The organism is Rhizobium sp. B21/90 (assembly GCF_019355815.1).
Taxonomy (GTDB): domain Bacteria; phylum Pseudomonadota; class Alphaproteobacteria; order Rhizobiales; family Rhizobiaceae; genus Rhizobium; species Rhizobium rhododendri.
The window spans coordinates 1-24,674 of the sequence record NZ_CP072166.1 but is presented as its reverse complement, the minus strand read 5'-3'; the positions used below and the strand labels follow the sequence as shown (position 1 = coordinate 24,674).

Sequence of the window (24,674 nt, the reverse complement as noted above, 5' to 3'; positions counted from 1 at the left end):
CCTTAGATTAATCGTTTGGAGCAAAGAGCTCGATGTAGCTCACACCAAGTGCTTGGGCGATTTGATAGATGGTAATGATCGGGGGCAATAATGTTTCCAGATTGATCAAGACCAGATTTCCGGGCGGAGCAAGGCGCCTGGCCGATCTCTCGCTGGAACCGCCCCGAATAATATCTACAAACGCGGGAAAAGCGAAATGGCATTCGGCTCGAGATAATGCGTACATTTCGCGAGAAATTTACGGAAACCCTGAACAGCCTTCGGCTTTCGCTAGGGTGATTGCCACCGCTGTTATGACATGATGAAACAAAGGTTGGATGACGACGCGACATGTCGAACCAAGCGAATTATATAATCTCGACACTTCACCTAAGTATCTGTTCTAACGAGATTTCATTCTGCCAAAATTACTGTTCAACGGTTCGATTCCCATCAAGACCGACGGAATCAGCAAGTGTTAGGCGGAGGTCGGACCGGTGGCACATTTGAGTCTTTGAACCACGCAGCCATCGTTAGTGAACCGCTCCGGGTTTGCCGGAGGCCATTTCGTTTAAGTTATGCGGCCATAGCTGGCGCGTCCAGCATGGCGTAATACTGCTCCTCGGCTTCAGCTGGCGGCATGTTGCCGATGGGCTCCAGAATGCGACGGTTATTGAACCAGTCGACCCATTCCAGCGTGGCGAACTCCACGGCTTCGAAGTTTCGCCACGGTCCTCGCCGATGGATAACCTCGGCCTTGTAAAGACCGTTGATCGTTTCGGCGAGAGCATTGTCGTAGCTGTCGCCGACACTTCCGACAGACGGCTCGATGCCTGCCTCCGCAAGCCGCTCGGAATAGCGAATGGACACATATTGGGAGCCGCGGTCGGAATGATGGACCAGTCCGCCACGGTGGACGGGCCGCCGATCATGAAGCGCCTGGTCGAGTGCATCGAGAACGAAACCCGCGTGGGCAGTCCGGCTTGCCCGCCAACCGACAATGCGGCGAGCGAAGGCATCGATCACGAACGCGACGTAAACAAAGCCCTGCCAAGTGGCCAGTGGAGTAAGAAGCGCAGATGCGCTTCTCCTCCCCGAACCGTACGTGCACCTTTCAGCGCATACGGCTCTCCGTTCAAGCTTGGCCCATGGCCATAGCAACGTCATGGTAGTGAGACGTGACGGTACTGCGGTTCTCGATCCGGAAGATGTATGGGTTTTCCTCCGGATTACGCCATCGGAATTGCGCCTTGGGGCTTGAGATAAGCCGGTTTAGCTGCGTATTCCAATGAAACCGGACGGGGATTCCGATCATCAACCGGACACTTTTCCCAACTGTAACCGGACGCGGTTCCGAGGTGAAGCCGGACGGCCTTGAGTGTCTCTGGGTCGGGATTATCATTGTCGGCGAAGGTTGGCTTGGTCAAGCCTGAGTTGTATCGTCGGCAGACAGATTTCGTTGTTTTCGCAAGCTTTCACCGGATAGGTCGATGCGGTAAGCGTTGTGGACAAGGCGGTCTAAGACGGCATCTGCGATCGTGGGATTTCCAATCATATCGTACCAATGGTCCACGGGGATTTGGCTGGTGACGATTGTCGATCGCTTCTCGTAGCGGTCTTCGACGATCTCCAGAAGGTCGAGGCGCTGCTCATCGCTGAGCTTCTCGGGGCCCCAATCATCGAGTAATGTTGTGCTACACATTACTTGATTAATGTGCACTGCGCAGAGATGTGGAGTTGATACCGCATGAGCCCGCAACTGCGCACCTTTCCGACGATACCACTCCACATAACTGAGCTGCTATAAGCGGCGCAGCCAGCCTAACATCCCGCCATCATAAGCAATGATCGTCTGATCTTTTGTAGATGACATCACGTCCGGAAAGACCTGTTCGAGCGCTTGCCGCTTCATATCGATATCGGCTCGCGCGTAGCGCATCGTTACGTTCAGGCCCGAGTGGCCGAGCCACTGGCTGATGGTGGCAATGTCAACGCCCGCCTTGAGAAGGTGGATGGCCGTTGTGTGCCGCAGCGAGTGGGGATGGATGCTTTTTTCGGCCAGAGTGGACTCTTCCCGCGCGGCCATATCAACATATTTGCGCAGCAAGTATCGAACACCGAACCGGGTCAGCGGTGTGCCGCGGTCGTTGAGAAAGACTCGTTGCTCGGCGGGATTATCCGAGGGCGGATGCTGCGTGTTGATCAATTCCTGAAGAAGCTGGGCCGTGTTTCGCCAGATCGGGCAGAGGCGAACCTTGTTGCCTTTGCCATGCAGGCGCACCTGGCAGGGCGATACCAGACGAAGGTCACAAATGCGAAGGTTCAGAATTTCCTGAACTCGTGCACCCGTATTGAACATCAGCGAGAACAGTGCGTAATCCCGCCGTCCTGAAGGCGTGCGGCGGTCGATACACGCCAGGACGCTCTTGATTTCTGGCTCTTCGAGATATTCGACAGGTGCCACCCGCGCGCCCCTTTTGAAGGGAAGTGTCAACACCATTTGCAGGTTATCCATATGTTCGGGATGCTCTGAGATCAGGAACCGCGCAAAGGTATGCATCGCCGCCAGCCTTGCATTGCGGGTCGCAATGCTGTTGCCACGCTCGACCTCAAGCGACGTGAGAAAGCTACCGATCCTGTCGGCATTGATGTCGGAGACGTCGATGCTTTCGACGGATCCCTTGGTCTCTGCCGCTGCAAATCGCAGGAACAGGACCATCGTGTCGCGATAGCTCCGGATCGTATGATGGCTCATGCCGCGGAGAGCGGGAAGATATTCTTGAAAGAAGCGTGCCATGCTTCGTCCCAATGCCGTGGATTGATGCTTCTTCATGCCACGACCTCGCTGACGAGACCGCCGAAAGCCTCTTCAAAGCGGTCGCTGGCGATCGCCCTCAGCTTCGGAAGGAAGTGCAGATAACATGCCGTCGACGCGATGCTAACGTGACCCATGTAGAGAGCCAGCTTCGGCAAATTCGATTGCACATCGGCGCCGTCCAGATACCAACGGATGAGCGCCCCGACTGCAAAGCTGTGACGCAGATCGTGAATGCGGGGCCGTCGGCCCTCGCTATCCTCAACATTTGCGGCCTTGAACAGGGCATGGATTCCGCCACTGATCCCAGTGCCAGTATAGGAACGAAGACCGCCTTCCGTGTTGATAAGAAGTGGCGTGTCGGGATCCCTGCTGAACGGCGGGGCGAGACGTTTTCGAAGGTAGCTACACAATTCGGTATGTGCGTCGGGCGACAGCGGCAATATTCTTGATTTGTGGAACTTGGACTCCCGAACCCGTAACACTCCACTTTCAGGCTCACAGTCTGCCAGCGTAAGGCGCAACAATTCGCCGCGACGCATCCCGGTCGTGTACAGCAGAATGACGGCCATCCTATAAACCGCAGGCCGCAGCGGCGATCCAGAAGCGACGGGCATATTGTTAGCGGCGGTCAGCATTCTGGCTATTTGCCCGGGCTCCACAATAACGGGACGCCGGTACGGCCGGGGCCGCGCGAAGTACAAGGGATCGGGGACAAAGCAGCCCGGCTCCTTGCGCCGCCGATAAAGGCAGAACATGCGGACAACGCGTTGGCGATAACGCAAGGTATTGCTTGCCAGATGAGGGAATGCGGCACACCATCGATCAAAGCTTGCACGGTCAAGATCCTGTCCCGGGGTGCGGCTGATAAATTCACGCAAGGTCACTAGAACCCTTTCCTCCGGGTAATAGCGGCGGCCAAGAGCACGCTGATGGGCAAGCCATGCCACAATCGGCTGATCGAGGGGTGTCGGAGAGATGGTTGTGAACATTGCCATTCTCCTCAATGAGCAGCAGTGCCAGGTACTGGCAGAGCCACCGTACGCAGCATGTCCGTCTCGATGCGAAGATAAACACAAGTGCTCTCAAGGCTGTGGTGCCCGAGCAGGTCACCGATCGTTTTTACCCCGACGCCTCGGCCTAGCAATCGCATGGCAAACGAATGTCGCAATGCATATGATGAGACACCATCGAGCGGTAGGCCGCTTTGCCGTGCCCGTTTAGTGAAGATGTCGCATATCCCCCAGCTCGTCAGGGCTCCCACAGGACTACGCGCTTTCGGGAACAGGACGTCCGTCACCGTACCGCAGGGACGCCCTTCGGCAAGATATCTGTCGAGGATTTCAAGGGTCTGGTCAGCCAAAGGAAGAACCAGGGTGGAACGAGTCTTGCGCTGTTCTACGCGCAGAGTACGTCCCTTCCAATTGACCGCGTCTAGCGTCAGCGCTGCAATCTCAGAAGGCCGCAGACCGTAATAGGCCATGAGGTGGAGGATCGCATGGTCACGTCGGCCGAGATAATCAGTCCTGGCGACCGAGGCCAGCAATTTTTCGATCACCTCCCAACCAAGGGCACGAGGCGGCAATTCTCCACGATAGGTTCTGGGCGTATCGATGCGCTCAAGCCCTCGCGCAGTCTCACCACGATCGCCGCAAAAGCGCAAAAAAGCGCGCAGATGGGCGACTTTATGCTGGAGCGTTTGGCGCAGCACTCTGCGGCTCAAGGTATGGATGAAGTTTTCGACGTGCTCTGATGTCAGTGCGGAAAGGTCCTGTGCTGGTCCAGCCGACAAGGACAGAAAAACCTCGATCGTTGCCAGATGCTGGCCAATCGTCGCTGGTGCCAACCCCCTTACGTCTCGAAGATATTCTCGATATCGTAGCAGCAAGTGCTCCAGAGGCCCTTTCGGCTTTGTTTCTTCAAGCCGTCTTTCTGCCTCTAGGAAGCGGCGATATGCCCGCTCAGTGGAAGCGTCGCGCAGAGCGCCAGGAACGAGGGCTAACGCTTCTTCCAATTCGGCTTCGCGTATAAACTGGCCACACTCAAGGGCCGCTGTGGCCTCGAGGATGCGCTTCAATCGGCGGACATGACGGCGTGCCGCAGCACCAGGGAGATACCCTACTGCGAGCAACCACCGGGCAAACAATTCAAGCTCCGCGCCGAAGCGCGAATATTGGTAATGGCAAGACTTCGGGAATAAAACCTTTAGCATGGCGCTCTCCTGTTGGGTTTGGGGAGCGGTCAATCTAGGCGGACGATGATTCAGTTATGTGGAGTGGTATCGTTGGAATGGTGCGCAGTTGCGGGCTCATGCGGTATCAACTCCACATCTCTGCGCAGTGCACGTTAGTCGAGAATGAGGAGGTCTGTCTTTGCCAGGCTCTTTAGCAGCTTTGCATAGCGGCCATCGCCACGGGCCAGGGCGAGCGCGGCGAATAGCCGGGGGACGCGGTGGTAGGCGACGGAAAGATCCTCGCGGCACGCTTTGTGACCGAGCGCGCAGGCCAACCAGCTTTTGCCAACACCGGACGGCCCTATCAGCAAGAGGCTATGGCGTTGCCTGATCCAGTCGCAGGAGGAGAGCTTGAGGAAGAGGTTGCGGTCGAGACCGCGTGCTGCTCGGAAATCGACGTTCTCAACCTGAGCGTCGTGGCGCAACCTGGCAGCACGGGCTCTGGTCTCGAAGCGCTTCTGGCTGCGCGCCGTCGTCTCCCGTTCGAGCAGGATCGTAAGCCATTCGCTGTGCTGGAGGCTTCTTGCCTCCGGTTGCATCTCCAGATCCTGGAAAGCGGTGGCCATGCCGGAAAGGCCGAGTTGGCGTAGCATGTCGAAGGTAGGATTGGTCAGCATCGTTGTTTGTCTCCTTAGTGAAAGTAGCTCGGGCCGCGAAGATTGGCATGCTCGCCGACGGCGGCCGGTTCGTCGGAATGCCGTGGTGCCTTGTAGGTTTTGATCAGGGCGTTGATACTCTTGCAGTTCAGTCCGCCGATCTCGACGGCACGGGTGGAGACGGCTTCGGCCTTTTGTGCGTCAATCTCCCCATAGAGATTGAGCACGCCAAGGCATGTTCGAAAGCCTTGTTCGGGATGCGGGCGGCTGGAAAGAATGGCGATCATCAACCCCTCGGTTTGGGGGCCGATAGAAGCGCCCCAGCGCTGGAAGCGGTCGGGTGACCATTCGGCATAGCGGCGGTGTGAGCTGGGCATGTGGTCGGGATTGGTCCCGAAGCGTGCCCCGCCATATCGACGTTGATGGGCCGCGATCCGCTTGCCCTTGAGGAAGATCTCGATCGTTCGGCTCGTCGCTCGAACATCGACCTGCTGGCGGATGAAGCTGTGGGGTACGGAGTAAAAATAGCGCTCGAATTCGACGTGATAATCCGTTGAGACCCGCGCCAGTCGCCACTCGGCGAACTCGTAATCCTCGCTCGGCATTGCCGCCAGCGCTGGACGTTCCATCGTCTCGAAGAGGTCTTTCCGGCTTTGCCCCAGCCGCTTCATGACGTGCGTGTTGATCCGTTCGACAGCTCCCCGGATGGCAGCGTTGGCTTCCTCCAGGGAAAAGAAGGTCTGATTGCGGAGCCGACCGAGAATGCAGGTCTGGGCGAAACGAACTCCAGCTTCGACTTTTGCCTTATCCTTCGGGCGTTTCGGCCGGGCTGGCAAAACTCCGACACCATAGTGAGCTGCCATTCTGCCGAAGCTCCGATTGATCTCGGGATCGTAGAAGCTCGGCTTGTTAACGCCAGACTTCAGGTTGTCGGGGACTATCAGGCGCGGCACACCGCCGAAAAAGGCAAACATGCGCACGTGTGAACCAATCCAGTCCGGCAGGGTCTGCGTCCAGGTGGCCTCGGCGAAGGTGTAACTCGACGCACCGAGCACACCGACGAAGATCTCCGCCTCGCGGATCTCGCCGGTCTTGCGGTCAACGATCGACAACTTCTTCCCTGAATAATCGACGAAGACTTTGTCGCCAGCGATATGGACCTGCCGCATGGTCGGCGTCAGGCGGCGTTCAAAACCTCGGAACAGGTCACAAAACCGGCTGAGGGCGTAACCGTCGGGATGCACGGCACGGTATTCCTCCCAGAGCAGCGACAGCGTCACGCCTGGCTTCTTCACCTCGACCGCAATCACGCTCCAATCTGGCTCAGGACGCCGGCGAAGACCCTGTTTGACGCCAGCGCGGGCGAAAAGCCGCCCTTCGAGAACGTCGTCGGCGAGATCTGCCGGCAAGGGCCAGGATAGCCCTGCCGCTGCTGCTCGCCCTACCGCATCGAGAAGGATGCGCACCTTCCGTCGCAGAGCAAGGCGTCACGCGACCGGCGTCGCCTCAAGGCCGCTCCTGGCATCCGTGCGGTCGCCGTTTACAGCGAGATGCTGCGGCGTCATCCGGAACTGTCGGACGGTGTTCGCCGCGCGATAGAGCGCCGCATCTGCGAGGCCTGGGCCAGTGCTTGCGTGTCGACATATTCCCGGATGCTGGTCAGTCTGCCGTCCCGGATCGTGATGGCGAAGATCCAGTCGTCCTCGAACGGCTTGTTCGTGGCTTTGACCTTCCCACTGGCAAAACCGACCACGAGAACGCGGTCTCCCTGTGCGACAAACTCCCCGGGGTTCCGTGGAGGTTTCCATCGACCTGGAGGCCGTCTCCAGCAGATCTGCCAGTCTCGCATGCCCCCGGTAGGTGGCGGCCAGCGGCCAGTCCTTGCCCGGAATAATCCACTCGATATCTTCCGCGACCAGCGCCAGCAGAGCCTCCCGGTCGGCGCGGCCAATCGCGGCGAAGAAGTCCTTCACGGTCTGGATGTTTTTTTGAATGCTCATAGGACTGTCTCCATTTTGCTGGACCGGATCACGCTCGATCCGGTCCGCACCTCGTGGCCCTGTCCATGGGACGTCGCTTTATGCGTCGAATTTCATCAGGTCCTTGAAGATCAGATGACCGCAGCTATCGCCGCGCGCCTGGACCAGCAGCCCGCCTTCCGATAGCCCGCCGAGTTTGATTGGTGCGAAACCGAGATGTTCCGCAAGCTTACTGATTTCGTCTGCGGCAGCGTCATCGTCGCTCGCCAGGAACACGGCTCGTCTGCCGCCCTGTGCGGCTGGATCTTGGGCAAGAGTGGCAGCGCCCAGGTGGTTGAAACCCTTGACCAGACTTGCACCACGGAAGGCTTGCGCGACGAACTTCGAAGACGGTTGTCCCCCGAGTTCCTCGGGGGGCACACCGTAGGCATTGGTCACATCGATGATCGTCTTCCCCTGCCAGGTGGGAAGCGCCTTTGCGACGTCCGAGTGCGCTTCGAAACGCACAGCCAGGAAGATGACGTCCGCCTTGACGGCGTCCGTCAGTGTTTTGGCAATGACCTTCGGCCCGATCGCGGCCGCGTCGGCTGCAAAGCTTTCCGGGTCGCGCCTCGTTGCAACGGTCACTTCGATGCCGTTGCGTACGAAGGCCTTGGCTAGAGCTCGGCCAATATTGCCAAAGCCGATGATTGCGTAGCTCATAATGCTTCTCCGATCCTGTGTTGATGCCAGCTTAAACCTGCGCCCAACCACCATCGACGGCGAGATCGATACCGGTGATGTAGGAGCTTTCGTCGGAGGCGAGGAAGGTGAGCGCAGCCGCGATTTCCTCTGGCTTGCCCCTGCGACCCATCGGGATCTGGGATGTAAACTGGGCGACCGCCGCTTCGGCTTGCTTGGCGGTGAGGCCGGTCGTTGTCGCCAAGGCGGGAGTCTCGATCGCGCCGGGGCTCATCGTATTGACGCGGATCTTTCGATCCAGCAACTCCATGGTCCAGGACCGCGCGAAGCTGCGGACAGCCGCCTTGCTTGCTGCGTAGGCGCTGAAGGCCGGCAACCCCTTTAAGTTCGAAACCGACGAGTTCAGAATGATCGAACCGCCGTCCTTGAAGAGGGGAAGAGCCTTCTGCACCGTAAAGAACATCCCTTTCGTGTTGACATCGAAGGTCTGGTCGTAATGGGCCTCGGTCGCTGCCGCGAGCGGCGCAACTGTCCCAGCGCCCGCGTTTGCAAAGAGGATGTCGATGTGACCATGTTTCTCCTTCACGGTGGCGTAGAGCCGGTCCAGATCCTCCAGGCGCGAGACGTCGCCCACGACTGATGTCACGTTTTTCCCGACAAGCGCCGCAGCCTCTTGCAAGGCTTTCTCGCGTCGCCCCACGATCACGACCTGCGCACCTTCTTCCACGAAGCGCTTCGCTGTGGCCAAGCCAATCCCGCTGCTTCCGCCGGTGATGACTGCGATCTTACCTTCGAGTGCTTTCATAATCTTTGTCCTTCGTTGTGTGTGAGCAGGGCGCAGAATCGCGCCGGGGTCAGAGTTGGGCCAGGCCTCCATCGACGGCGACCTCGCTGGCGGTCATGAAGCTGCTATCGTTCGACGCGAGGAAGGCGGCTACGGCGGCGATTTCTGCGGGATCGGCCATGCGCTGGAGCGGGGTCCTCGCGCCATAGGCCTTCTGGCCCTCCTCTCCGAGCGCGTCCTTCGCAAGTTCTGTCGCCGTCGCCCCGGGTGACAGCACGTTGATCCGGATGCCGGTACCCTTCAGGTCTTCGGCCCAGGTCCGAGCGAGGTTGCGCACCGCCGCCTTGCTTGCGCTGTAGGCGGTAAATCCCGGAGCTCCGGTGGTGCCGGCGCTTGATCCGGTCAGGATGATTGAACCGCCTTGGCCCATCAGCGGCAACGCCTTCTGGACCGTGAAAATGGTGCCCTTCACATTGGTGTCGAAGGTTTCGTCGATGTGCTTAGCGGTAATCTGGCCGAGAGGAAGCGGGCTTCCGGCCCCGGCATTGGCGAAGATAATGTCAAGCGTTCCACGCTCGGCCTTCACCGCCGAGTAGAGCCGATCAAGGTCGGCTTCATCCGAAACCGAACCCTTCACTGCGCGGGCGTTGGGTCCAAGCTCGGCCACAGCCGCATCGAGTGCCTGCTGCCGACGGCCGTAGATGAAGACAAAGGCACCTTCCTCGATGAAGCGCCTTGCCGCGGCGAGGCCGATACCGGTGGCGCCGCCCGTGATCACGGCGGTCTTTCCATTCAATCTGGTCATGTCATGCATTCCTTGTGTCGCGTCTCGGGTCGTCGCTTTGCGGAGGTATCCTCCGACAGCCTCGATATGGGTTCGCCGGCGCCAGGCGGTGAGTGCGCAATTGCGCGTATCTGTGGTGCGAAAACGATCCGCTTACCCGATCGAATGCGGTAACCATCACGTACAATCCGCCCCGATATGGTAGACTGGTGTTCGGAAGCCGCCCCACGCGGCGCGGGAATGGACCATGATTGACTGGGATGACGTTCGCTACTTTCTTGCCGCTGCGCGTGGCGGCTCCGTGCGTGCTGCCGCCAAGACCCTGGGGGTGAACCACGCGACTGTGCTGCGGCGCATTGCTCAGCTCGAGGAGCACCTCGGGGCGCAGATGTTCGAAAAGCTGCCTTCGGGCTATCGCCTGACGGCCGCGGGCGAGGAGGTTCTGGAGTTCGCGAACCAGATGGAAGCCTCATCCCACCAACTGGAGACGCGCGTCTTCGGGCGCGATCAGAGCGTACGCGGGCTTCTGCGGGTTACGCTGCCCCCGTTCCTTGCGACACACCTGCTCATGCCGGATATCGCAGATTTTGCGCGTCTGCATCCGGATATCGAGATGGAGATCGTATCGACCGGCGAGGTCGTGAATCTGACCAACCGGGAGGCTGATGTGGCGATCCGAATGGTCTCCGACCGCAAGACTCTGCCTCCCAATCTTCATGGCCTGAAAGGCCCGGATCTGCTCGCGGCTGTTTACATGTCCCGCGATAGACTGGCCGCGTGGCATGCGGGTGCGGCTGATCCAATCAAGCCCATCGTCATCGGCGGTCAGGCTGTTCCGGACTGGGTGAACGATGGGGAGGTTCGTGCTAAAGGGGTTCCGTTCAGGACGCCGGACGCCGACGCCCAGATTGCTGCGGCAAGGCAAGGGATCGGCATAACGAGACTACCCTGTTTCGTTGGAGATGCCGATCACCTGCTTGCGAGAGTTCCGGGCATCGATCTGAAATCACGTGCAACGATCTGGCTTCTCACGCAAGGGGAGACACGCAAGACGAAGCGCGTGCGGCTTTTTACGGAATTCATATCCTATCGGCTCGCTGCGTACGCTCCGCGCCTCGCCGGGCAGTCCATATCGCCCGGCTGACGCCTGGTTCCTGTTTTCCTTTTCCTTGACTTGCATCCTCGTTGGCCACACCTAAATTATCGAAAACATCAACGGCGGAACGGATTTGAATCACGCAGAGAGTTTGCCATGGCTCGTCGGGGGTGGCGACACCGGAGACGTCATCCGAGGTTACGACTGGGCGAATAACCCGGTCGGGCTTCCGGTTAGCTGGCCTGAAAGCCTCAGGACTTTGGTGGGTGTTATGCTTAACAGCAAGCAGCCCATGTTCCTCGCATGGGGTGACGAGCGGCGCATGTTTTACAATGACGGATACGCCGAGATGCTCCAGAGCCGCCACCCGGCGGCGATTGGAGAGAGGCTCGACGTGGTCTGGAGCGACATTATGGATGATGTCGGTCCCCTCATCGAAGATTGCTACCGTGGCAAGCCGACATACATGGACGACATCGTCCTCTACATGACAAGACAGGGTGTTCCGACCGAAACGCATTTCGCGTTCGCCTACACTCCGGTTCTGGCAGTCGACGGCTCGGTAACCGGGGTCTTCTGCACGACGACCGAGACGACGGAGCGGGTAAAAGCGGAGCGCGCACGTGCGCTCGCCGAAGAGGAACGAGCCCTCCTGGATCGGAAGCTCCTTGCCGCCGCCGAAAGTGAACGAGACCGCCTGTTCGAAATGTCACGCGACCTCTTCGGCGTGGCCACGTTCGACGGGGTGCTGAAAACGATCAACCCCGCATGGTCCCGACAACTCAAACGCCCTCACGAATCCCTGCTCGATACGCCATTTGCAGAGATCATCCATCCCGATGATCTGCCCACAACGGGGGAGACAGTCGCGACGCTGATGTCAGGACAGCCAGTCCACCAGTTCCAAGTCCGCCTTTTGAAAGCAGACGGCACGGCCATTCCGTTCGCCTGGTCGGCCGTGCCCGACCCCACGCCTGGCAGCAACAATTTTTTCACCGTCGGACGGGACATTTCGGAACAGGTCGCCGCCGAGGCCGATCTCAAGTTGGTTCAGGACGCGCTCCGGCAAGCTCAGAAAATGGAGTCGATAGGGCAACTGACGGGCGGTATCGCGCACGACTTCAACAACCTGCTCGGCGGCATATCGGGATCGCTCGAAATGCTTCAGAAGCGGGTCGAACAGGGGCGATACTCCGAAGTCGACAAATACATCAATGCCGCGCAGGGCGCGTCCAAACGCGCCGCTGCACTGACCCATCGCCTGCTGGCGTTCTCCCGCCGCCAAACGCTGGACCCAAAGCCCACCGACGTGAACCGCCTTGTGGATGGCCTGTTCGATCTCATTGCCCGTACGGTCGGTCCTCAGATCGAGATGGAGATCATTGGCGCAGGCGATCCCTGGTACACGCTCGTCGATCCCAACCAGCTCGAGAACGCGTTGCTGAACCTCTGCATCAATGCCAGGGATGCCATGCCTGACGGTGGCAAGCTCACCATCCAATCTTCCAACCACGAATTCGCGGGGCGTGCTGCCACGGAGCGCAATCTCGCCCCCGGCCCGTATCTCGCGGTCTGCGTGATCGACACGGGCGCGGGTATGACAGACGAGGTGCAGGAACGGGCAGTCGATCCGTTCTTCACGACCAAGCCCCTGGGCCAGGGCACGGGTCTGGGCCTAAGCATGATCTACGGGTTCGTGCGCCAGTCGGGAGGACAGATAAGGATCGAGTCGGAGGTCGGAAAGGGGACGACCATTTGCCTTTATCTTCCGCGCTTCCGGGGTCTACTAGAAGATGGCGGAGAGGCGGTCCTGCAGTCGGCACCCTCTGTCATGGGCAAGGAAACCGTCCTAGTCGTCGACGACGAACCGTCGATACGGATGCTCGCCGTCGATATTCTCAACGACCTCGGTTACCGAACGCTTGAGGCGGAGGATGGGCCATCCGGGTTGAAGGTACTCGAGCAGTATCCCCAGATAGAGCTTCTAGTGACGGACGTAGGCTTGCCCGGCGGAATGAACGGTCGTCAGGTCGCTGACGCCGCTCGGGCCGTGAAGCCGTCTCTCAAGGTATTGTTTATAACCGGGTATGCCGAAACATCCGTATGGAAAGAAGGCAGTCCGGAGAAAGGTATGCAGGTTCTCACCAAGCCGTTCACCGTAGACGGGCTGGCCCAGAAGGTCGGCGAGCTTCTGGGCCGTCAGACATAAGATCTGACATAGCTGACGGAACAAGACCGATGTCACCGAATTTTCGAGCTTGGCGCGTTAGGCCTCTCTCCAGCTTGCGAGCAATGTTGATGTGAGGGGTTCTCCCGCGCAACAAAGGCATCGTGATCGCCGTAGAGGACGAGCCGCTCCTGTGTATTCTTGCAGTGATTTTATGGAAGAAGCTGGTTTTTAAGGTGCCGAAGCCGGCCTTGCTGTGCTCGAATTGTCATCGAATGGTTCATATGAAAACACCATGCCTGACCGTCGCTGAGCTGAGGGACCTCATCGTTGAAGCTGAGAGAGCGCTCACTATGAAAGGAAAGTCAGGCGGCTAGTCGGTAAGGTCGTCATGTTCATGACCATCGATGTTGAAACGGGTGTTGCCAATGTCGTCGTCTTGCGAAGCTTGTTCGAAAAGCAGTGCGATAAACGCGGCATTGAAGGAATATCGCTTCAAGGCGATCGGAACGGTCGTCGCCAACGACATCGGGCAAGCTTTCCGCCGGATGCTCCCGGACGTTCGCCGGGCGCTGGAAGACGTCGGCAAACATCGGACGGCCCAGGCTCGCGGCGGTGCGCCCAGGCGCGATCCTTAGATTCCTGACAGCTTGATAGAAGCGGAAGCGGCGGGCATTAAAGACTCGGAAGTGTTCGAGGCCGTCGAGTTCTACAGAGAGTCCCGCTATCGTCATTCGAGGTCCACCAACCGACTATTCTTCACAAGCTACGGCCACCTCCTAAACTTCGATGCCTTCAATCTTATGCCGGAGCTGCTGAGGCAGCCGCTTCAGGTCATTGTTGGCGGACGACGCGGTAACACAGGCCAATACGAAGCCGGCCAGATGCTGCTCGATCGTTCGGCAGCGACCGAGAAGGACTTCTTCGTGGTTGAAGGGGCCGTGTCGGTACCGGAGCAATACTCCCCAATAGCGCCGTTTGAATCTTCCCCAGGTGCTGCGGCCGCTGGTCTTCCGGGGCGCGCGCCGGAAGACCAGCGGCGCGTCATCGCCGATACTCCTTCCGATGGTCGGAAGGGGGATATTGGTGATCAAGCTGAGGGAGACGATCATGATCTTGGATCTGCATCAGCAGGGCCTGATAGTGTCAGCTATTTCCAGAGAAACCGGCAGCTAAGCGCTTGTCCCTGGTCCATAACAACGGTTGCCTGTCGAGCAGTGTTGAAGCCAGCAAATGTGCATCCGTGTAGCCGATCCCCATGCTGAAAATCGAGTGCCGATCGATCATCGTCATTACTTCATCATGGCTAGCGACAAGTGCCTCTCGCTGCGCCGAAAAGAATGCCATGACGACCCCCGCGGTCGCGAAGACTGCCGAGCGCCAGTTCACCGATAACGACGGGGTGGCACGGTAACCGGTCGTCCGCGATAACCTTGCGCAAGTCCGCGTCACTATGGCGGAAGTGATCAATCCAGACCGAGGTGTCTACGAGTATCCCTTTGCCGCGTCGCTCCGGCGGCGAGGGGCTGCTTCTGCGTCTGGCATGGTACCCCCGAGCGCAGCGAGGCGCTTTCCGCATTCGACCCTCACAAGTGTCTCCAAGGCTTGGCGGACAAGCGCAGCTGTTTCCTTTGTTCCAGTCAGCGATCTCGCCTGCTCCATGAGGTTGTCATCGAGATTGATGTTGGATCGCATGCTCCATGAGTTAATGGCCGAAACGGTAAAGGTATCATCAACTCCACTAATGTATCTTAACTAGTTGATGCTAGATGTCGGAAATGTCACTAGCGCAGTCCGCCCGAGAGATTATGAAGAAAAGAGTCCATCTGAACGATCTGAAGGTCGGAATGTTTGTTGAGGATACAGAGGGCAATAGCTCCGACGTCTCTGCTAAGTCCAATTGCTTCCTAATTTCCTCGGCCGTCGAGATCGACTGCCTTCTGAAAAACAATGTGTTGAGCGTAGTCATCAACACAAGCAAAGGTATGGGGCTTGATAAAGCTGTTGGATCTGGCAAAGTCGCCAGCGTCTCCGCTCATAAGAGTGAACTTAACTTAAGGTTCGCTTCGGCTGAAATCGCTGCAGCCACGCAGACGATTGATCATATCGCTCCACATATTCGTCAAGTTCTAGTGGATGTAAGGAACGGTCGGGATATTGCCGCCAATTTGGTGAATGATGCAGTCGATCACGTTCTCACTGCTGCGCTTAGTAACACAGCAGCACTCCTGTCCCTCTTGCGGCTGAAAAAGAAAGACAACGGGACATTCCTCCACTCGGTGGCTGTGAGCGTTTTGATGGTCACGTTTGGGCGTGAACTCGGCTTGGAGCACGACGAGCTCCGACAGTTAGGCATTGCCGGACTTGTCCACGACCTTGGTAAAATGCGGCTGCCGTCAATAATCCTCCAAAATACCGGCAGATTAACTGACGCTGAAGTTTCCGTAGTTCAGACGCACCCGTACCAAGGCTTCTCCCTTTTGCAGCGAATGCAGGGCATCCAGACCACAGCGCTCGACGTGACGCTTTTTCATCACGAGAAGTATGACGGATCAGGGTATCCAAAAAACCTGAAGGGCGCGAACATCCCCTTCTCGGCTCGTATCGCTGCCATTTGCGACGTCTACGATGCGTTGACGACGGTGCGACCGTACAAAAGGGCTTGGAGCCAAGCTGAGGCGCTTGATCTTATGCTTCGCTCACGCGGACATTTTGATCCCCATCTGTTGGAAGCGTTCATTTCCCGTGTCATCGTCCGTGGTAAATCTTAATGAAATTAGCCATCCGAAATATCATTGCCGTCCCTTCAGAGACTTCAAGAGCGCGTGTTGCTGCCGGCACATTTTTCGGAACACTGACATGCGTGCTTGCAGCCATATACGCTGATTCCTTCAACTTCTCCGAAATGTCTCACGATCATTTCAGGCGAGCACTGGCAACGGACATCCTCTTGCTCACTTTTGTGGGCGGGCCATTTTTTTATATTCTCCTGGATAAAATCCGGCAACTTGCCATCACTCGCAGGTCACTGCAGCAAATTGCGTCAACTGATAGTCTTACTGCCGTTTCGAACCGGGGGGCATTTGTCATGCTGGTGGAAGCCTATCTCGATAAAGCGAACGCAGAGCCACGGATGCAGGCTGGGTCACTTCTCATCGTGGACGCCGACCACTTTAAAGAGATAAACGACACCCATGGACATCAGGCTGGCGACCATGCTCTCAAGATAATCGCAAGCACGATACAGAATACGCTGAAAAGCGCGAACATCGTCGGCCGAGTTGGCGGCGAGGAGTTTTGTGTTTTCCTGCCGAAAGCTCGTGAAGAGGAGGCACTTCAGATCGCCGAGGATATCAGAGCAGGAATTTACAGTATTCATTTTCCGTTTGATACATCTGCAGAGCACCTCTCCGTTAGCGTCGGCGGCGTATCATTCTCTAGCCAGATGACCTACAAGGAAATCTTCGCGATAGCCGACCAACGGCTTTACGAAGCCAAGGCGTCTGGAAGGAATACAGTAAGGCTGGCGTCATTAATGGATGCTGCGTAGAGTAAGTTCACCGAACAAATTGCGCACGCCATTACGGCTTTGTAGGATCCAAAAGAGCACTATCTTGAGGGCGGCGCTTGGTCACCTTGGTCGAAACAGGGCGCCGCAATCCCTATGCATGAATGGAGGATCACCACGGATCAGCGGTAATCCCCCGTTTAAATGCGCGCCCACCATCTCACTGCTTACTTGGTAAAGAACAGCCTCAGAACTCTTCCCAGCTTTCGACTTTGGCGGCGGTGTTGAGACCGAATGCTTTTGCGACCTGGCCTACCATGCGTCTTGCCGGCGATGAGACAGGCTTTTGGCCGGCGTGGATCGGGGTCGGAGTATGGCTGGTGGTTCTGCTTTTCATGCTGGTCGTGGATGGAGCGCTGCGTCCGAGCTGGAACTGGCTGATCAGCTGGCGAAGCTTGTCGGACTCGTCTGCTAGCGAGACGCTGGCCGCCGTGGCTTCCTCGACCATCGCGGCGTTTTGCTGCGTGACCTGGTCCATCTGGTTGACGGCCGTGTTGACTTCGGCAAGTCCGATCGACTGTTCCCGCGAGGATGTCGCGATAGCGTCGAGTTGGGTGTTTATCGAAATGACCTGACCTTCGATGATCTTGAGGGCTTCGCCAGTGGCGGTCACCAGTTTGACGCCGCTTTCGACTTCGGTTGCCGAATTGCGGATCAGACCCTTGATTTCCTTTGCTGCCTGCGCTGAGCGTTGAGCCAGTTCACGCACTTCCTGCGCGACAACCGCAAAACCCTTGCCGGCCTCGCCGGCACGTGCCGCCTCGACGCCTGCATTCAGGGCGAGAAGGTTTGTTTGGAAGGCAATTTCGTCGATGACGCCGATGATGTTCGAGATCTGGGTGGAGGATTGCTCGATCCGCTGCATGGCATCGACAGCATTGGAGACGACCTCGCCGGATTGACGGGCTGACTGGTTTGCCTCGATTGCCACCGAGCGGGCTTCTTCGGCACGCTTGGAGGAATTGGCGACATTGGTGGTGATCTGGTCGAGTGCTGCGGCAGTTTCTTCAAGGGCCGCAGCCTGCTGCTCGGTCCGCTTGGAAAGGTCGTTGGCGCTCTGGCTAAGCTCGCGGGAGCCGCTGTCGATCGAGCCGGTGGCCTGGCTGACGGACGAAAGTGTCTCGCGAAGGCGTTCGACGGTGTTGTTGAAGTCCGACCGCAGGCCTTCGAAGGCAGCCGCAAACGGTTCGTTGAGCTGGAAGGTGAGGTCGCCGCTGGAGAGATGCTGCAGGCCTTCGCCAAGACCGGAGGTAGCCTGAGCCATCTCGCTCGTACGCTTCTGGTCCGCCTCTGCAGTGCGCGCACGTTCGGCTTCGCTTGTGTTGCGGACAGTGGCTGCTTCCTGCTCCAGCTGGAGGCTGCGCAGGCCGTTGTCCTTGAAGACCTGAACGGCCTTTGCCATCGTTCCAACTTCGTCACGGCGCTCGGTACCGGCAACGTTTGCAGACAGATCGCCACCGGCGAGCGTCCCCATCGCCTCAGCCAGGCCCCGGATCGGCATCACCAGCCACGAACGGATTGCAAAGAAGCCAATTGCAAGGACAACCAGAAGTCCGCCGATGACGCCGACCAGAGTGAGAACCGCTGTAGTGTTTGAGGATACGCTCAGGTTGTCACTATTTTTACTGCTTGTATCCGAGATTGAATCTACCATCTGGGTAAATCGCGGTGCTAGGAGCGCAAAGCCTGGCTGGCACTCCTTCAGAAATACTTCTTCACTTGCCGCAATGTCCGAGGTCGTGGTCGATTTTTTGGCCAGAGCAATTGTGTTGCTGCACAAATTATCAAGCAAAGCCATGCTATCCGCTTTTAGCGACGGCGCATCCTGATAGGACGGCAGGGCTGAGATCGCCAGATCCATGTATTTAATGACATTATCGTGCTGAATTTGAAATTCTTGTGAAGCTGAGGCATTGCCCTCATCCGTCCGGGCGATCAAGAGGTCACCGATTGCCGCACGCGCGCCCTGCAATGCTCTGTTTGCACGCGCTGAATAAAGGGCCGCGATTGTCTCTCGGTCCAGCAGATTGCTGTAAGCGGTATCCGTTGCTTTGATTTGGTAGGCAGCGTAACTGGCAACACCAATCGCGAAGACGCCAAATAGCCCCATGATAGATAGAAATTTTCCGATAATCGAGATATTTTTCATGACTACGACCCACAGTGCGCATTATGATGACAGAGTTGCATGAACTGAGTTTGCTAGAGCAAGGTGAATAATGCGTTTCTAATTCTAAGCCTACTAATGTATTTTTCTCTGGGCTTAACTCACGTGGGAATTCAGGGGCTGAGCCCGTTTGGCAATACATGGTACATTCACCACGGTTGTCTAAATCCGAGGACGAGCCCGCAATGCAAAATCGGATTGCTTCTATTGCCGGTTCCAACTGGTATTCGGTAGGCCGGCTGATCGGCAGCTCGACCGCCATAATCCTGTCGCCGCTTGGCTTTCATTCGGATAGCCAGGAGCTGCAAGAGGGGCGATGCGGGACGCGGGCAATGCCGCCGGTGCACGGTTCAAACCTCTGCTCGACCTGGGCCGATAGACGTTTTCGTCAGATGAGAGCCCATTCTTCCAACGGCTCTCGCCAAGACGTGTTAGACTACATAAAAATGCTCTACAACCCTAACGCAAGCGCGTCAGAAATGGAATGCTGTCGTCAGTTGAGTTAGAGAGAAAGCAGAGCTTCTAACCCAATAGAGTCCACGAAACTCAAAAAACCTCCCCTTGCATAGAAGATGTTGCAAGTGAATTTTGCGGAAGCGGCTATCCACTTCGGCGCAGAATTGAGTGACTCCGACCGAGTGCCTTCTCAACGAATTACCCCGCCGATAATTTCGCCTTTGCTAATCAATCCGGTTTAAGGCGCGAACCACCCAAGCGAGAGATCATGTGTCCGTGGTTTTCTGGATAAAAGGCATAGCCAGGCATGTTGCCGGTCGAAGGGCTATTCATAGAAAATCCTTATCACACAACTGGCACCATGAATTAATTCATCAACTAATGGCGGCATAAAGTTCCATAAATTGGCCTCACGCCGCGAAGTCCTATTCATCAATGACTTCGCTCATCGAATAGCTTGTCGCCGGTTCGCATTCCATCAAGGCGCCCAGCAGCATCAATGGCTTATCGATATTCCAGCTGAAGTAAGGCAACAGCTCCGTAGTTGTCGGATCAACCGAGAGCGTTTGCTTATTCCACGACGCGGCCTTTACCTCCCGAATTCCAGAAATGGAGCACCGCGGCCTTCCAGCGACGTAATGACTGATCGGGGAACTCCATCGCAACGATCGCTGGCTGCTGACAGTTTCTGACACGTAGGTGCGCTACCCATCTGCGTCCGCGCTGAAATACAGTGCCTTATCCAAGGAAAAACTGATGGTTTCACTTGCACCCGCCGCTCTCGACGCCTTCTTCGCCGAGCAAGACGATACCGCCGTCGTGATGTTGAACCTCATTCGTTTCGAACCCGACGGCGGCAGGGAGCGGTACCTCGAATACCATCGGATCGCCAAGCCCATCCTGGCTCGCTTCGGCGCGGAAGTCCTGTTCGGCGGCGACGGCCTGCCCGTTCTCACAGCAGGACAAGAAGCGGGATGGGAGGCCGTGGCGCTGGTCCGGTACCCAAGCCGGTCCGCATTCCGGGCGATGGTTTCCGATCCTGAGTATCAGGCCGCCTTCAAGATCGGCGTGTCTGCGATCTCCGATATCGTGCTGCAACCATTGAATTCCATCGACGGTCTTGTGTGATAGGGCGACCAAGCTGCTAGGTCTATTGTCGCTTCCACGCGGACCAACGCGGCGCAGGATGTCAAACGTTCCGTCGCCGATTAACGATGGGAGGTCGTGATCGCCCGCTTGAACCTGTCGCTTCTGGGGGGTCTCGACATCCTGAGGGTCGATGGCCGATTTCGGTTAAACAGGCGGTCGGGTCTGGACCGCCTCAGCCTTGAAGAGCGGCTTGTGTATTGTCAGTGAGGGGATGGCGGCCATTTCAGCTGGCATATGAGAACCACCGACGTGCCCGGTATTGCCATCACACCGCTGCTCAAAGATTGGAACCGAAAATCTCAAAAGGCTCGTTGAGAGCAAAGGCGGGTTGCCACCGTAAGACATTGCCGAGTCCGTCGTCCTTATGCTCACGCGCCCGCGCCACGTCATGATAAGAGATATCGGCATCCTGCCGCAGAGCCAGGAAACCTGAGCTATTGGGATTGGGCAGGATAGGCCTCAGGTATTTCGAGGAAACAGGCTTCATTGATACAGCGGGCGGCATTTTGATCATCCAGGAGGCCGGCGGCATCGTCACCGACTGGTAGGGGCGGGGACCTGAAATCTATGAACGGACCGGCACGCCGATTGTGGCCAATGCTGCGACACATGTCTATCTGATCGAGCGTCTGCGCGGCGTCCCCCCCCAATCATGTCGCATAAAGCGAGGCTATACAGTTTCATCAGCGCTGACGGAGCGTAGAATTCGCGTGCAGGCCTGCTTTCTGTAAAATCGCGATCACCTCGGACCAGCTTGAGCCGTCGGCATAGAGTCCATGCACAAGAACGACGTTGTGAGCCTTGATAGGAGCCTTTATTTCGGCCATGGCCGGGACCGCCATGAGCGCGACAAAGGCTGTCGAAGCGACGAAGCGGTTTATTTTAATCCAAGATTTCAATGAACTGATCCTTATAGTCACATGGAGTGGGATACTCCAATAATGCTATTGGGAGAGCACCTGCTGTTTGTTACTCCGTCACGCGAACGTGATAATATCTGTAACCCGCATTTCAAATCTTGAGACAAGCATAAGCACTGATCGTACTGGCGAGAAAACGCCAGCAGAGGACCCTGGATGGCCGGCAACCGATCACTGACCAGCAAGCAGGATTGTACATGGGATGGACCAAAACGCATCGCAACGCGACAGCAGCGGCCATCGCTGGCTTCAGCGCCAGCACCGCGTCATGACTTGATAAAGAGCGTCATGTGCCTCAGTACGGGTCGTAGCGACTGACTTCGAGGCCGCTTCCGACCGGCAGCATCACGCTACTGATGCCCGGCATAGCACGGATGCGGGCTGCATATTCCTTCATATCGCCGTAGCCACCCCGCACCATATTGTCGGCGACAATGATCGCACCGCGACTTAGCTTTGGATAGAACGCTTCGAGGCAGGGCACGTAGAGATCCTTCCAAAGATCCAGCAGTATGAAATCGATCCTGTCAGGCAGCTGCGAAATCATCTCGATGGCATCGCCGACTTTGAAGTCGATGAAGCTATCAAGTCCTGCTCTTTCGGCCATCTTGCGCGCATAGTCGGTCTTGTATGCATGCAGTTCCATGGTGATGAGCCGACCGCCGGAAGCCCTGGCCGCTTCTCCGAGCCAGATGCCGGAATATCCAAAAGACGTGCCGATCTCGAGAATGGTCGGTGCCTTGATGCTTTTCGCAAGGATGTTCAGCAGTTGACCGGTTGCAGGCCCGACAGCGCGCATGCGCTGGTCCAGCCCACCATCGCGCCCGCCCGGAGGCATTTCACGCGGCTCGTTCTGCTGTTTGCGGATCACTTCGTGATAGTGGTCGAGGACAGCCCGGACTTTGTCATCCATATCTTTTTCTCCATAAATATTGGTACCTCAAGCAGCGCCGCAGCACTTCGAACATCTTCATGCTCGCATCACTCCATTCAGGAAAATTTCCAATCGCTTTTTGATATGCAGTTTTCGAAGCTCCCGGTCCGCCGCCGCTTTCAGGCGCCGGCGTGGCAACAATGCACCGAAAACGATGTCCATCAGCATTCCCGAACAGACTGCTGGATCCTCGATTGTCAAACGGCCGGCTTCATTCTGGGACCTTAGCCATTCGATCAGATCCTCGCGGGCGCGGATGATGCCGTTGTCGTACAGGTAATCGGAAAGCTCGGGGAATTGCAGCGATTCACGCATGATCAGGTGCAGCAGCGCCTCTCGACGAAGCTCTGCGGCTTCATCGATATCGAGCCGGAATATTCGCACCAGGGTGTCGAGCAGGGGCAACTGCTCCCGGGAGGGTCTTGGCAGGTCAAGAAAGATCGCGCCCTCGTGCCGAATGACCTCCGCAAACATTGCCGTCTTGTCGGTGAAGACTTCATAGATCGATCGCTTCGAAACCTTTGCTTTGGCCGCAACCACCTGTGTCGTCGTTCGGGCGAAGCCGAGTTCAACGAAAGCCTCCTGGGCTGCATCCAGGATGGCTTTGCGCCGCTCGTTTTCCGAAAATAGCCTGGGGCGCCCCCGTCGTCCACGCGGCGGGCCGGCCATACCCTTGTCTGTTTCCTCGATTGACATCCGGTGTTCCCGACTTTTCGTTCGGCCTTTGAAGAACGACGATTTATCTCAATTCGGACGGCTGGGTATCGCTGTTCCCAGGGACGATCTCATGAAGCTGATCGCGCAAGCATGCCTAGCCCTTCGCCTGCGTCAACAGCCAATCCCTTGCTGCTTTGATGTAAAAGAACTTTCGCGCCGACCCCATGTGATCGACGCCATCAAACGTCAGGAACGTGATGTTGCCACCCTCGGCGAGGTAGCGATCAACCTGAGCCGTCAGCTTTCGTTGATCATCCACCGGAAATATCAGGCTCGGGTCGAGGCGTTCTGCCGGCCGGGTTACCCTCGCGCCCACTTTTTCCCAGACCGGCACGCATTTCTCGTTCCAGGGGGTCGCTTTGCCGTCTTCCGATCCGGTAATGATCAGCAGCTTCTGATCGGCGAGTGTCACGACATCTCCGGGCCTTTGTTGGCCTGCAATGATAAGCCCGGCTGCAAACGTTTCGGGATGTCTTGCCATAAGCCACAGGGACGTCATGGCACCCATGGACCAGCCGGTGCAATACACCCTTTTCGGATCGATCCTTAGCACCTTGTCCATTCGGTCCGGCAGGTTTGGGTTGCCATAGTTCCAGGTGTTCTGGAGCAGCGACTTCACGAGGCTATAGGTATTCTCGACGTCGGAGGTATGTTCCCAGTAATCGTTCATCGTCGTGCGCTCATAACGCGGCGTGACGATGACGCATTCATGCCGGTCCTGTTCCTCCGGCATGCTCCAGATACTCGCGATGCATTGCTCGGTGAGGGTTTGGGCGCAGGTCCCATCGTAGCTGGTTCCCGAATGCGTAATTGCCAGGATCAACGGATATGATGCGTTCTCACCGCCTTCCTCGAGGAAGGACTTGGGCAGGAAAACACTGTATTCCAACCATGCGGACCGCGTATCGTCCCACCACCAGTGGTTCTGCTCCCATGCATCGACGCCGCGAATGACAGCGCTGTTTCCGCGCTGTCCAGCATTGCTCCAGATGGTCTCGCTCGTGGCGTAAACCTCGCCGCTCGATGTCCTGACGCTCTTCTCTTGTTTGAGCGCTACCTTGTCGCTATCGGTCGTCGGCAGGCTGAGGTCGGAATCGTGCTGGAACTCTGCGATGACATAGACTCCGGCGACGCTCGCACGGTCGGACCGGAGCGCCGGCTGGGCATTCGTATAGATAGCCGCCACGGCCCTTTGTTCAGGGGCTTCCGTAGTGACGTTTTTGTCGGGCGCGTTTGGCATTCCCGGGAAGAAACCTCGGGCAGCGGGAACTACTCTGGTGGAGTAGGTATTGTCTGCCAGGCTGCCGGGATCGATATCGACGTCGTATTCCACGGCAATTCCATAAACCTTCTGGCCACCACCGGTGACTTCGCAAACCGCGAAGATGCCCTGAATTCCTCGCACTTTTGCTTTACGCCCACCGGAACCACCGCCGCTCTCCTGCTTGGCCGGCGCTGGTGTCAAAAACTGATTTTTTGTGTCCGCACCCAAACCCACCGAACTCACAACACCCGCCCCAACCGCCAGAAAATCTCGCCTGGATACGTTCGCCATGAGTACGGTCCTTCATCTGCCAGCGGAATTAAAAAGTGATCACCGAACGATAGCAAAAAATAATGATACGTTGCAAGTACCAAAAATACCAAAA

Annotated in this window: 21 protein-coding genes and 6 pseudogenes; 6 read left to right on the top strand and 21 right to left on the bottom strand. The window is 57.3% G+C overall.

What is annotated here, in order from left to right; translation table 11 throughout:
- Positions 1-555: 555 nt before the first annotated feature.
- The 7 genes and pseudogenes from J5278_RS29715 to istA form a co-directional block, all read right to left on the bottom strand.
- A pseudogene (locus tag J5278_RS29715) lies at positions 556-1,047 on the bottom strand (IS3 family transposase); the annotation flags it as partial.
- A 355-nt stretch (positions 1,048-1,402) separates the two neighbouring features.
- Positions 1,403-1,666 (bottom strand): annotated as a pseudogene (locus J5278_RS29710) (ATP-binding protein); the annotation flags it as partial.
- 114 nt (positions 1,667-1,780) lie between these two features.
- Positions 1,781-2,812 carry a tyrosine-type recombinase/integrase gene (locus tag J5278_RS29705; protein ID WP_219259550.1) on the bottom strand — a complete coding sequence of 344 codons (1,032 nt, stop codon included), beginning with the start codon at positions 2,810-2,812 and terminating at the stop codon, positions 1,781-1,783.
- Positions 2,809-3,786 carry a tyrosine-type recombinase/integrase gene (locus J5278_RS29700; RefSeq protein WP_111223096.1) on the bottom strand — a complete coding sequence of 326 codons (978 nt, stop codon included), beginning with the start codon at positions 3,784-3,786 and terminating at the stop codon, positions 2,809-2,811. Before J5278_RS29700 ends, J5278_RS29705 begins: the two co-directional genes overlap by 4 nt.
- 11 nt (positions 3,787-3,797) lie before the next feature.
- Entirely contained in the window at positions 3,798-5,006 is a 1,209-nt protein-coding gene (locus J5278_RS29695) for a tyrosine-type recombinase/integrase (protein ID WP_111223095.1), read from the bottom strand.
- A gap of 137 nt (positions 5,007-5,143) precedes the next feature.
- Positions 5,144-5,644 (bottom strand): annotated as a pseudogene (locus J5278_RS29690) (ATP-binding protein); the annotation flags it as partial.
- 14 nt (positions 5,645-5,658) lie between these two features.
- Positions 5,659-7,089 (bottom strand): IS21 family transposase, encoded by a 1,431-nt coding sequence (gene istA / locus J5278_RS29685; RefSeq protein WP_257623527.1) that lies wholly within the window; start codon positions 7,087-7,089, stop codon positions 5,659-5,661.
- Here istA and J5278_RS29680 point away from each other — a divergent pair.
- Positions 7,066-7,233, top strand: a pseudogene (locus J5278_RS29680) (IS21 family transposase); the annotation flags it as partial. The gene istA and the pseudogene J5278_RS29680 overlap by 24 nt on opposite strands.
- On the opposite strand, the pseudogene J5278_RS29675 reads toward J5278_RS29680, so the two are convergent.
- From J5278_RS29675 to J5278_RS29660, 4 genes and pseudogenes are all read right to left on the bottom strand, one after another.
- Positions 7,185-7,623: pseudogene (locus J5278_RS29675) on the bottom strand (nuclear transport factor 2 family protein). The pseudogenes J5278_RS29680 and J5278_RS29675 sit on opposite strands and share 49 nt — an antisense overlap.
- Positions 7,624-7,701: 78 nt before the next feature.
- Positions 7,702-8,304, bottom strand: coding sequence for an NADPH-dependent F420 reductase (locus J5278_RS29670; RefSeq protein WP_209182478.1), 603 nt, complete (start codon positions 8,302-8,304; stop codon positions 7,702-7,704).
- Positions 8,305-8,335: 31 nt separating this feature from the next.
- A complete protein-coding gene (locus J5278_RS29665; protein ID WP_219259548.1) occupies positions 8,336-9,088 on the bottom strand; it encodes an SDR family NAD(P)-dependent oxidoreductase in 753 nt (250 codons plus the stop codon).
- 49 nt (positions 9,089-9,137) lie between these two features.
- Positions 9,138-9,872 (bottom strand): SDR family NAD(P)-dependent oxidoreductase, encoded by a 735-nt coding sequence (locus J5278_RS29660; protein ID WP_209182476.1) that lies wholly within the window; start codon positions 9,870-9,872, stop codon positions 9,138-9,140.
- A 226-nt stretch (positions 9,873-10,098) separates the two neighbouring features.
- On the opposite strand from J5278_RS29660, the gene J5278_RS29655 reads away from it, so the two are divergent.
- Both J5278_RS29655 and J5278_RS29650 read left to right on the top strand, forming a co-directional pair.
- The gene (locus tag J5278_RS29655) at positions 10,099-10,995 is read left to right on the top strand and encodes a LysR family transcriptional regulator (protein WP_209182475.1); all 897 of its coding nucleotides are present in this window, start codon (positions 10,099-10,101) and stop codon (positions 10,993-10,995) included.
- 223 nt (positions 10,996-11,218) lie between these two features.
- Positions 11,219-13,156, top strand: coding sequence for a PAS domain-containing sensor histidine kinase (locus tag J5278_RS29650; protein WP_247748953.1), 1,938 nt, complete (start codon positions 11,219-11,221; stop codon positions 13,154-13,156).
- Positions 13,157-13,487: 331 nt separating this feature from the next.
- Here the strand turns inward: J5278_RS29650 and J5278_RS29645 are convergent, their stop codons facing one another.
- From J5278_RS29645 to J5278_RS29630, 4 genes and pseudogenes are all read right to left on the bottom strand, one after another.
- Positions 13,488-13,643 carry a hypothetical protein gene (locus tag J5278_RS29645; protein WP_209182474.1) on the bottom strand — a complete coding sequence of 52 codons (156 nt, stop codon included), beginning with the start codon at positions 13,641-13,643 and terminating at the stop codon, positions 13,488-13,490.
- 250 nt (positions 13,644-13,893) lie between these two features.
- Complete coding sequence (locus J5278_RS29640) at positions 13,894-14,226, bottom strand: hypothetical protein (protein WP_209182473.1); 333 nt, start codon at positions 14,224-14,226, stop codon at positions 13,894-13,896.
- Between the two features lie 34 nt (positions 14,227-14,260).
- Positions 14,261-14,693: pseudogene (locus J5278_RS29635) on the bottom strand (type II toxin-antitoxin system VapC family toxin).
- Positions 14,600-14,809, bottom strand: coding sequence for a type II toxin-antitoxin system VapB family antitoxin (locus tag J5278_RS29630; protein ID WP_209182472.1), 210 nt, complete (start codon positions 14,807-14,809; stop codon positions 14,600-14,602). The pseudogene J5278_RS29635 and the gene J5278_RS29630 overlap by 94 nt, the downstream one beginning before the upstream one ends.
- 113 nt (positions 14,810-14,922) lie before the next feature.
- On the opposite strand from J5278_RS29630, the gene J5278_RS29625 reads away from it, so the two are divergent.
- Both J5278_RS29625 and J5278_RS29620 read left to right on the top strand, forming a co-directional pair.
- Entirely contained in the window at positions 14,923-15,885 is a 963-nt protein-coding gene (locus J5278_RS29625; RefSeq protein ID WP_209182471.1) for an HD-GYP domain-containing protein, read from the top strand.
- On the top strand, positions 15,885-16,664 hold the full coding sequence (locus J5278_RS29620; RefSeq protein ID WP_209182470.1) for a GGDEF domain-containing protein: 780 nt from the start codon (positions 15,885-15,887) through the stop codon (positions 16,662-16,664). Before J5278_RS29625 ends, J5278_RS29620 begins: the two co-directional genes overlap by 1 nt.
- 205 nt (positions 16,665-16,869) lie before the next feature.
- Here the strand turns inward: J5278_RS29620 and J5278_RS29615 are convergent, their stop codons facing one another.
- Positions 16,870-18,831 carry a methyl-accepting chemotaxis protein gene (locus J5278_RS29615; RefSeq protein WP_219259544.1) on the bottom strand — a complete coding sequence of 654 codons (1,962 nt, stop codon included), beginning with the start codon at positions 18,829-18,831 and terminating at the stop codon, positions 16,870-16,872.
- Positions 18,832-20,061: 1,230 nt separating this feature from the next.
- Here J5278_RS29615 and J5278_RS29610 point away from each other — a divergent pair.
- Positions 20,062-20,433 (top strand): DUF1330 domain-containing protein, encoded by a 372-nt coding sequence (locus tag J5278_RS29610; protein WP_209182468.1) that lies wholly within the window; start codon positions 20,062-20,064, stop codon positions 20,431-20,433.
- A 298-nt stretch (positions 20,434-20,731) separates the two neighbouring features.
- On the opposite strand, the gene J5278_RS29605 is transcribed toward J5278_RS29610, so the two are convergent.
- From J5278_RS29605 to J5278_RS29580, 5 genes are all read right to left on the bottom strand, one after another.
- Positions 20,732-20,968, bottom strand: coding sequence for a hypothetical protein (locus tag J5278_RS29605; RefSeq protein ID WP_209182467.1), 237 nt, complete (start codon positions 20,966-20,968; stop codon positions 20,732-20,734).
- Positions 20,969-21,137: 169 nt separating this feature from the next.
- Positions 21,138-21,353 (bottom strand): hypothetical protein, encoded by a 216-nt coding sequence (locus J5278_RS29595; RefSeq protein ID WP_374108342.1) that lies wholly within the window; start codon positions 21,351-21,353, stop codon positions 21,138-21,140.
- A 316-nt stretch (positions 21,354-21,669) separates the two neighbouring features.
- Positions 21,670-22,287, bottom strand: coding sequence for an O-methyltransferase (locus J5278_RS29590; protein ID WP_209182466.1), 618 nt, complete (start codon positions 22,285-22,287; stop codon positions 21,670-21,672).
- Positions 22,288-22,344: 57 nt separating this feature from the next.
- A complete protein-coding gene (locus J5278_RS29585; RefSeq protein WP_209182465.1) occupies positions 22,345-23,004 on the bottom strand; it encodes a TetR/AcrR family transcriptional regulator in 660 nt (219 codons plus the stop codon).
- A gap of 115 nt (positions 23,005-23,119) precedes the next feature.
- Positions 23,120-24,580, bottom strand: a complete 1,461-nt coding sequence (locus tag J5278_RS29580) for an alpha/beta hydrolase-fold protein (protein WP_209182464.1) — start codon at positions 24,578-24,580, stop codon at positions 23,120-23,122.
- Between the last annotated feature and the right edge of the window lie 94 nt (positions 24,581-24,674).

What these genes read in the sequence shown, in the direction of transcription:
- J5278_RS29655 (WP_209182475.1), top strand. Translation starts at nt 10,099, where the DNA reads ATGATTGACTGGGATGACGTTCGCTACTTTCTTGCCGCTGCGCGTGGC.
- J5278_RS29650 (WP_247748953.1), top strand. Translation starts at nt 11,219, where the DNA reads ATGCTTAACAGCAAGCAGCCCATGTTCCTCGCATGGGGTGACGAGCGG.
- J5278_RS29625 (WP_209182471.1), top strand. Translation starts at nt 14,923, where the DNA reads ATGAAGAAAAGAGTCCATCTGAACGATCTGAAGGTCGGAATGTTTGTT.
- J5278_RS29665 (WP_219259548.1), bottom strand. Translation starts at nt 9,088, where the DNA reads ATGAAAGCACTCGAAGGTAAGATCGCAGTCATCACCGGCGGAAGCAGC.
- J5278_RS29705 (WP_219259550.1), bottom strand. Translation starts at nt 2,812, where the DNA reads ATGAAGAAGCATCAATCCACGGCATTGGGACGAAGCATGGCACGCTTC.
- J5278_RS29640 (WP_209182473.1), bottom strand. Translation starts at nt 14,226, where the DNA reads ATGATCGTCTCCCTCAGCTTGATCACCAATATCCCCCTTCCGACCATC.
- J5278_RS29610 (WP_209182468.1), top strand. Translation starts at nt 20,062, where the DNA reads ATGGTTTCACTTGCACCCGCCGCTCTCGACGCCTTCTTCGCCGAGCAA.
- J5278_RS29660 (WP_209182476.1), bottom strand. Translation starts at nt 9,872, where the DNA reads ATGACCAGATTGAATGGAAAGACCGCCGTGATCACGGGCGGCGCCACC.
- J5278_RS29630 (WP_209182472.1), bottom strand. Translation starts at nt 14,809, where the DNA reads ATGCGATCCAACATCAATCTCGATGACAACCTCATGGAGCAGGCGAGA.
- J5278_RS29620 (WP_209182470.1), top strand. Translation starts at nt 15,885, where the DNA reads ATGAAATTAGCCATCCGAAATATCATTGCCGTCCCTTCAGAGACTTCA.
- J5278_RS29585 (WP_209182465.1), bottom strand. Translation starts at nt 23,004, where the DNA reads ATGTCAATCGAGGAAACAGACAAGGGTATGGCCGGCCCGCCGCGTGGA.
- J5278_RS29590 (WP_209182466.1), bottom strand. Translation starts at nt 22,287, where the DNA reads ATGGATGACAAAGTCCGGGCTGTCCTCGACCACTATCACGAAGTGATC.
- J5278_RS29615 (WP_219259544.1), bottom strand. Translation starts at nt 18,831, where the DNA reads ATGAAAAATATCTCGATTATCGGAAAATTTCTATCTATCATGGGGCTA.
- J5278_RS29605 (WP_209182467.1), bottom strand. Translation starts at nt 20,968, where the DNA reads ATGATCAAAATGCCGCCCGCTGTATCAATGAAGCCTGTTTCCTCGAAA.
- J5278_RS29645 (WP_209182474.1), bottom strand. Translation starts at nt 13,643, where the DNA reads ATGTCGTTGGCGACGACCGTTCCGATCGCCTTGAAGCGATATTCCTTC.
- J5278_RS29580 (WP_209182464.1), bottom strand. Translation starts at nt 24,580, where the DNA reads ATGGCGAACGTATCCAGGCGAGATTTTCTGGCGGTTGGGGCGGGTGTT.
- J5278_RS29700 (WP_111223096.1), bottom strand. Translation starts at nt 3,786, where the DNA reads ATGTTCACAACCATCTCTCCGACACCCCTCGATCAGCCGATTGTGGCA.
- J5278_RS29670 (WP_209182478.1), bottom strand. Translation starts at nt 8,304, where the DNA reads ATGAGCTACGCAATCATCGGCTTTGGCAATATTGGCCGAGCTCTAGCC.
- J5278_RS29695 (WP_111223095.1), bottom strand. Translation starts at nt 5,006, where the DNA reads ATGCTAAAGGTTTTATTCCCGAAGTCTTGCCATTACCAATATTCGCGC.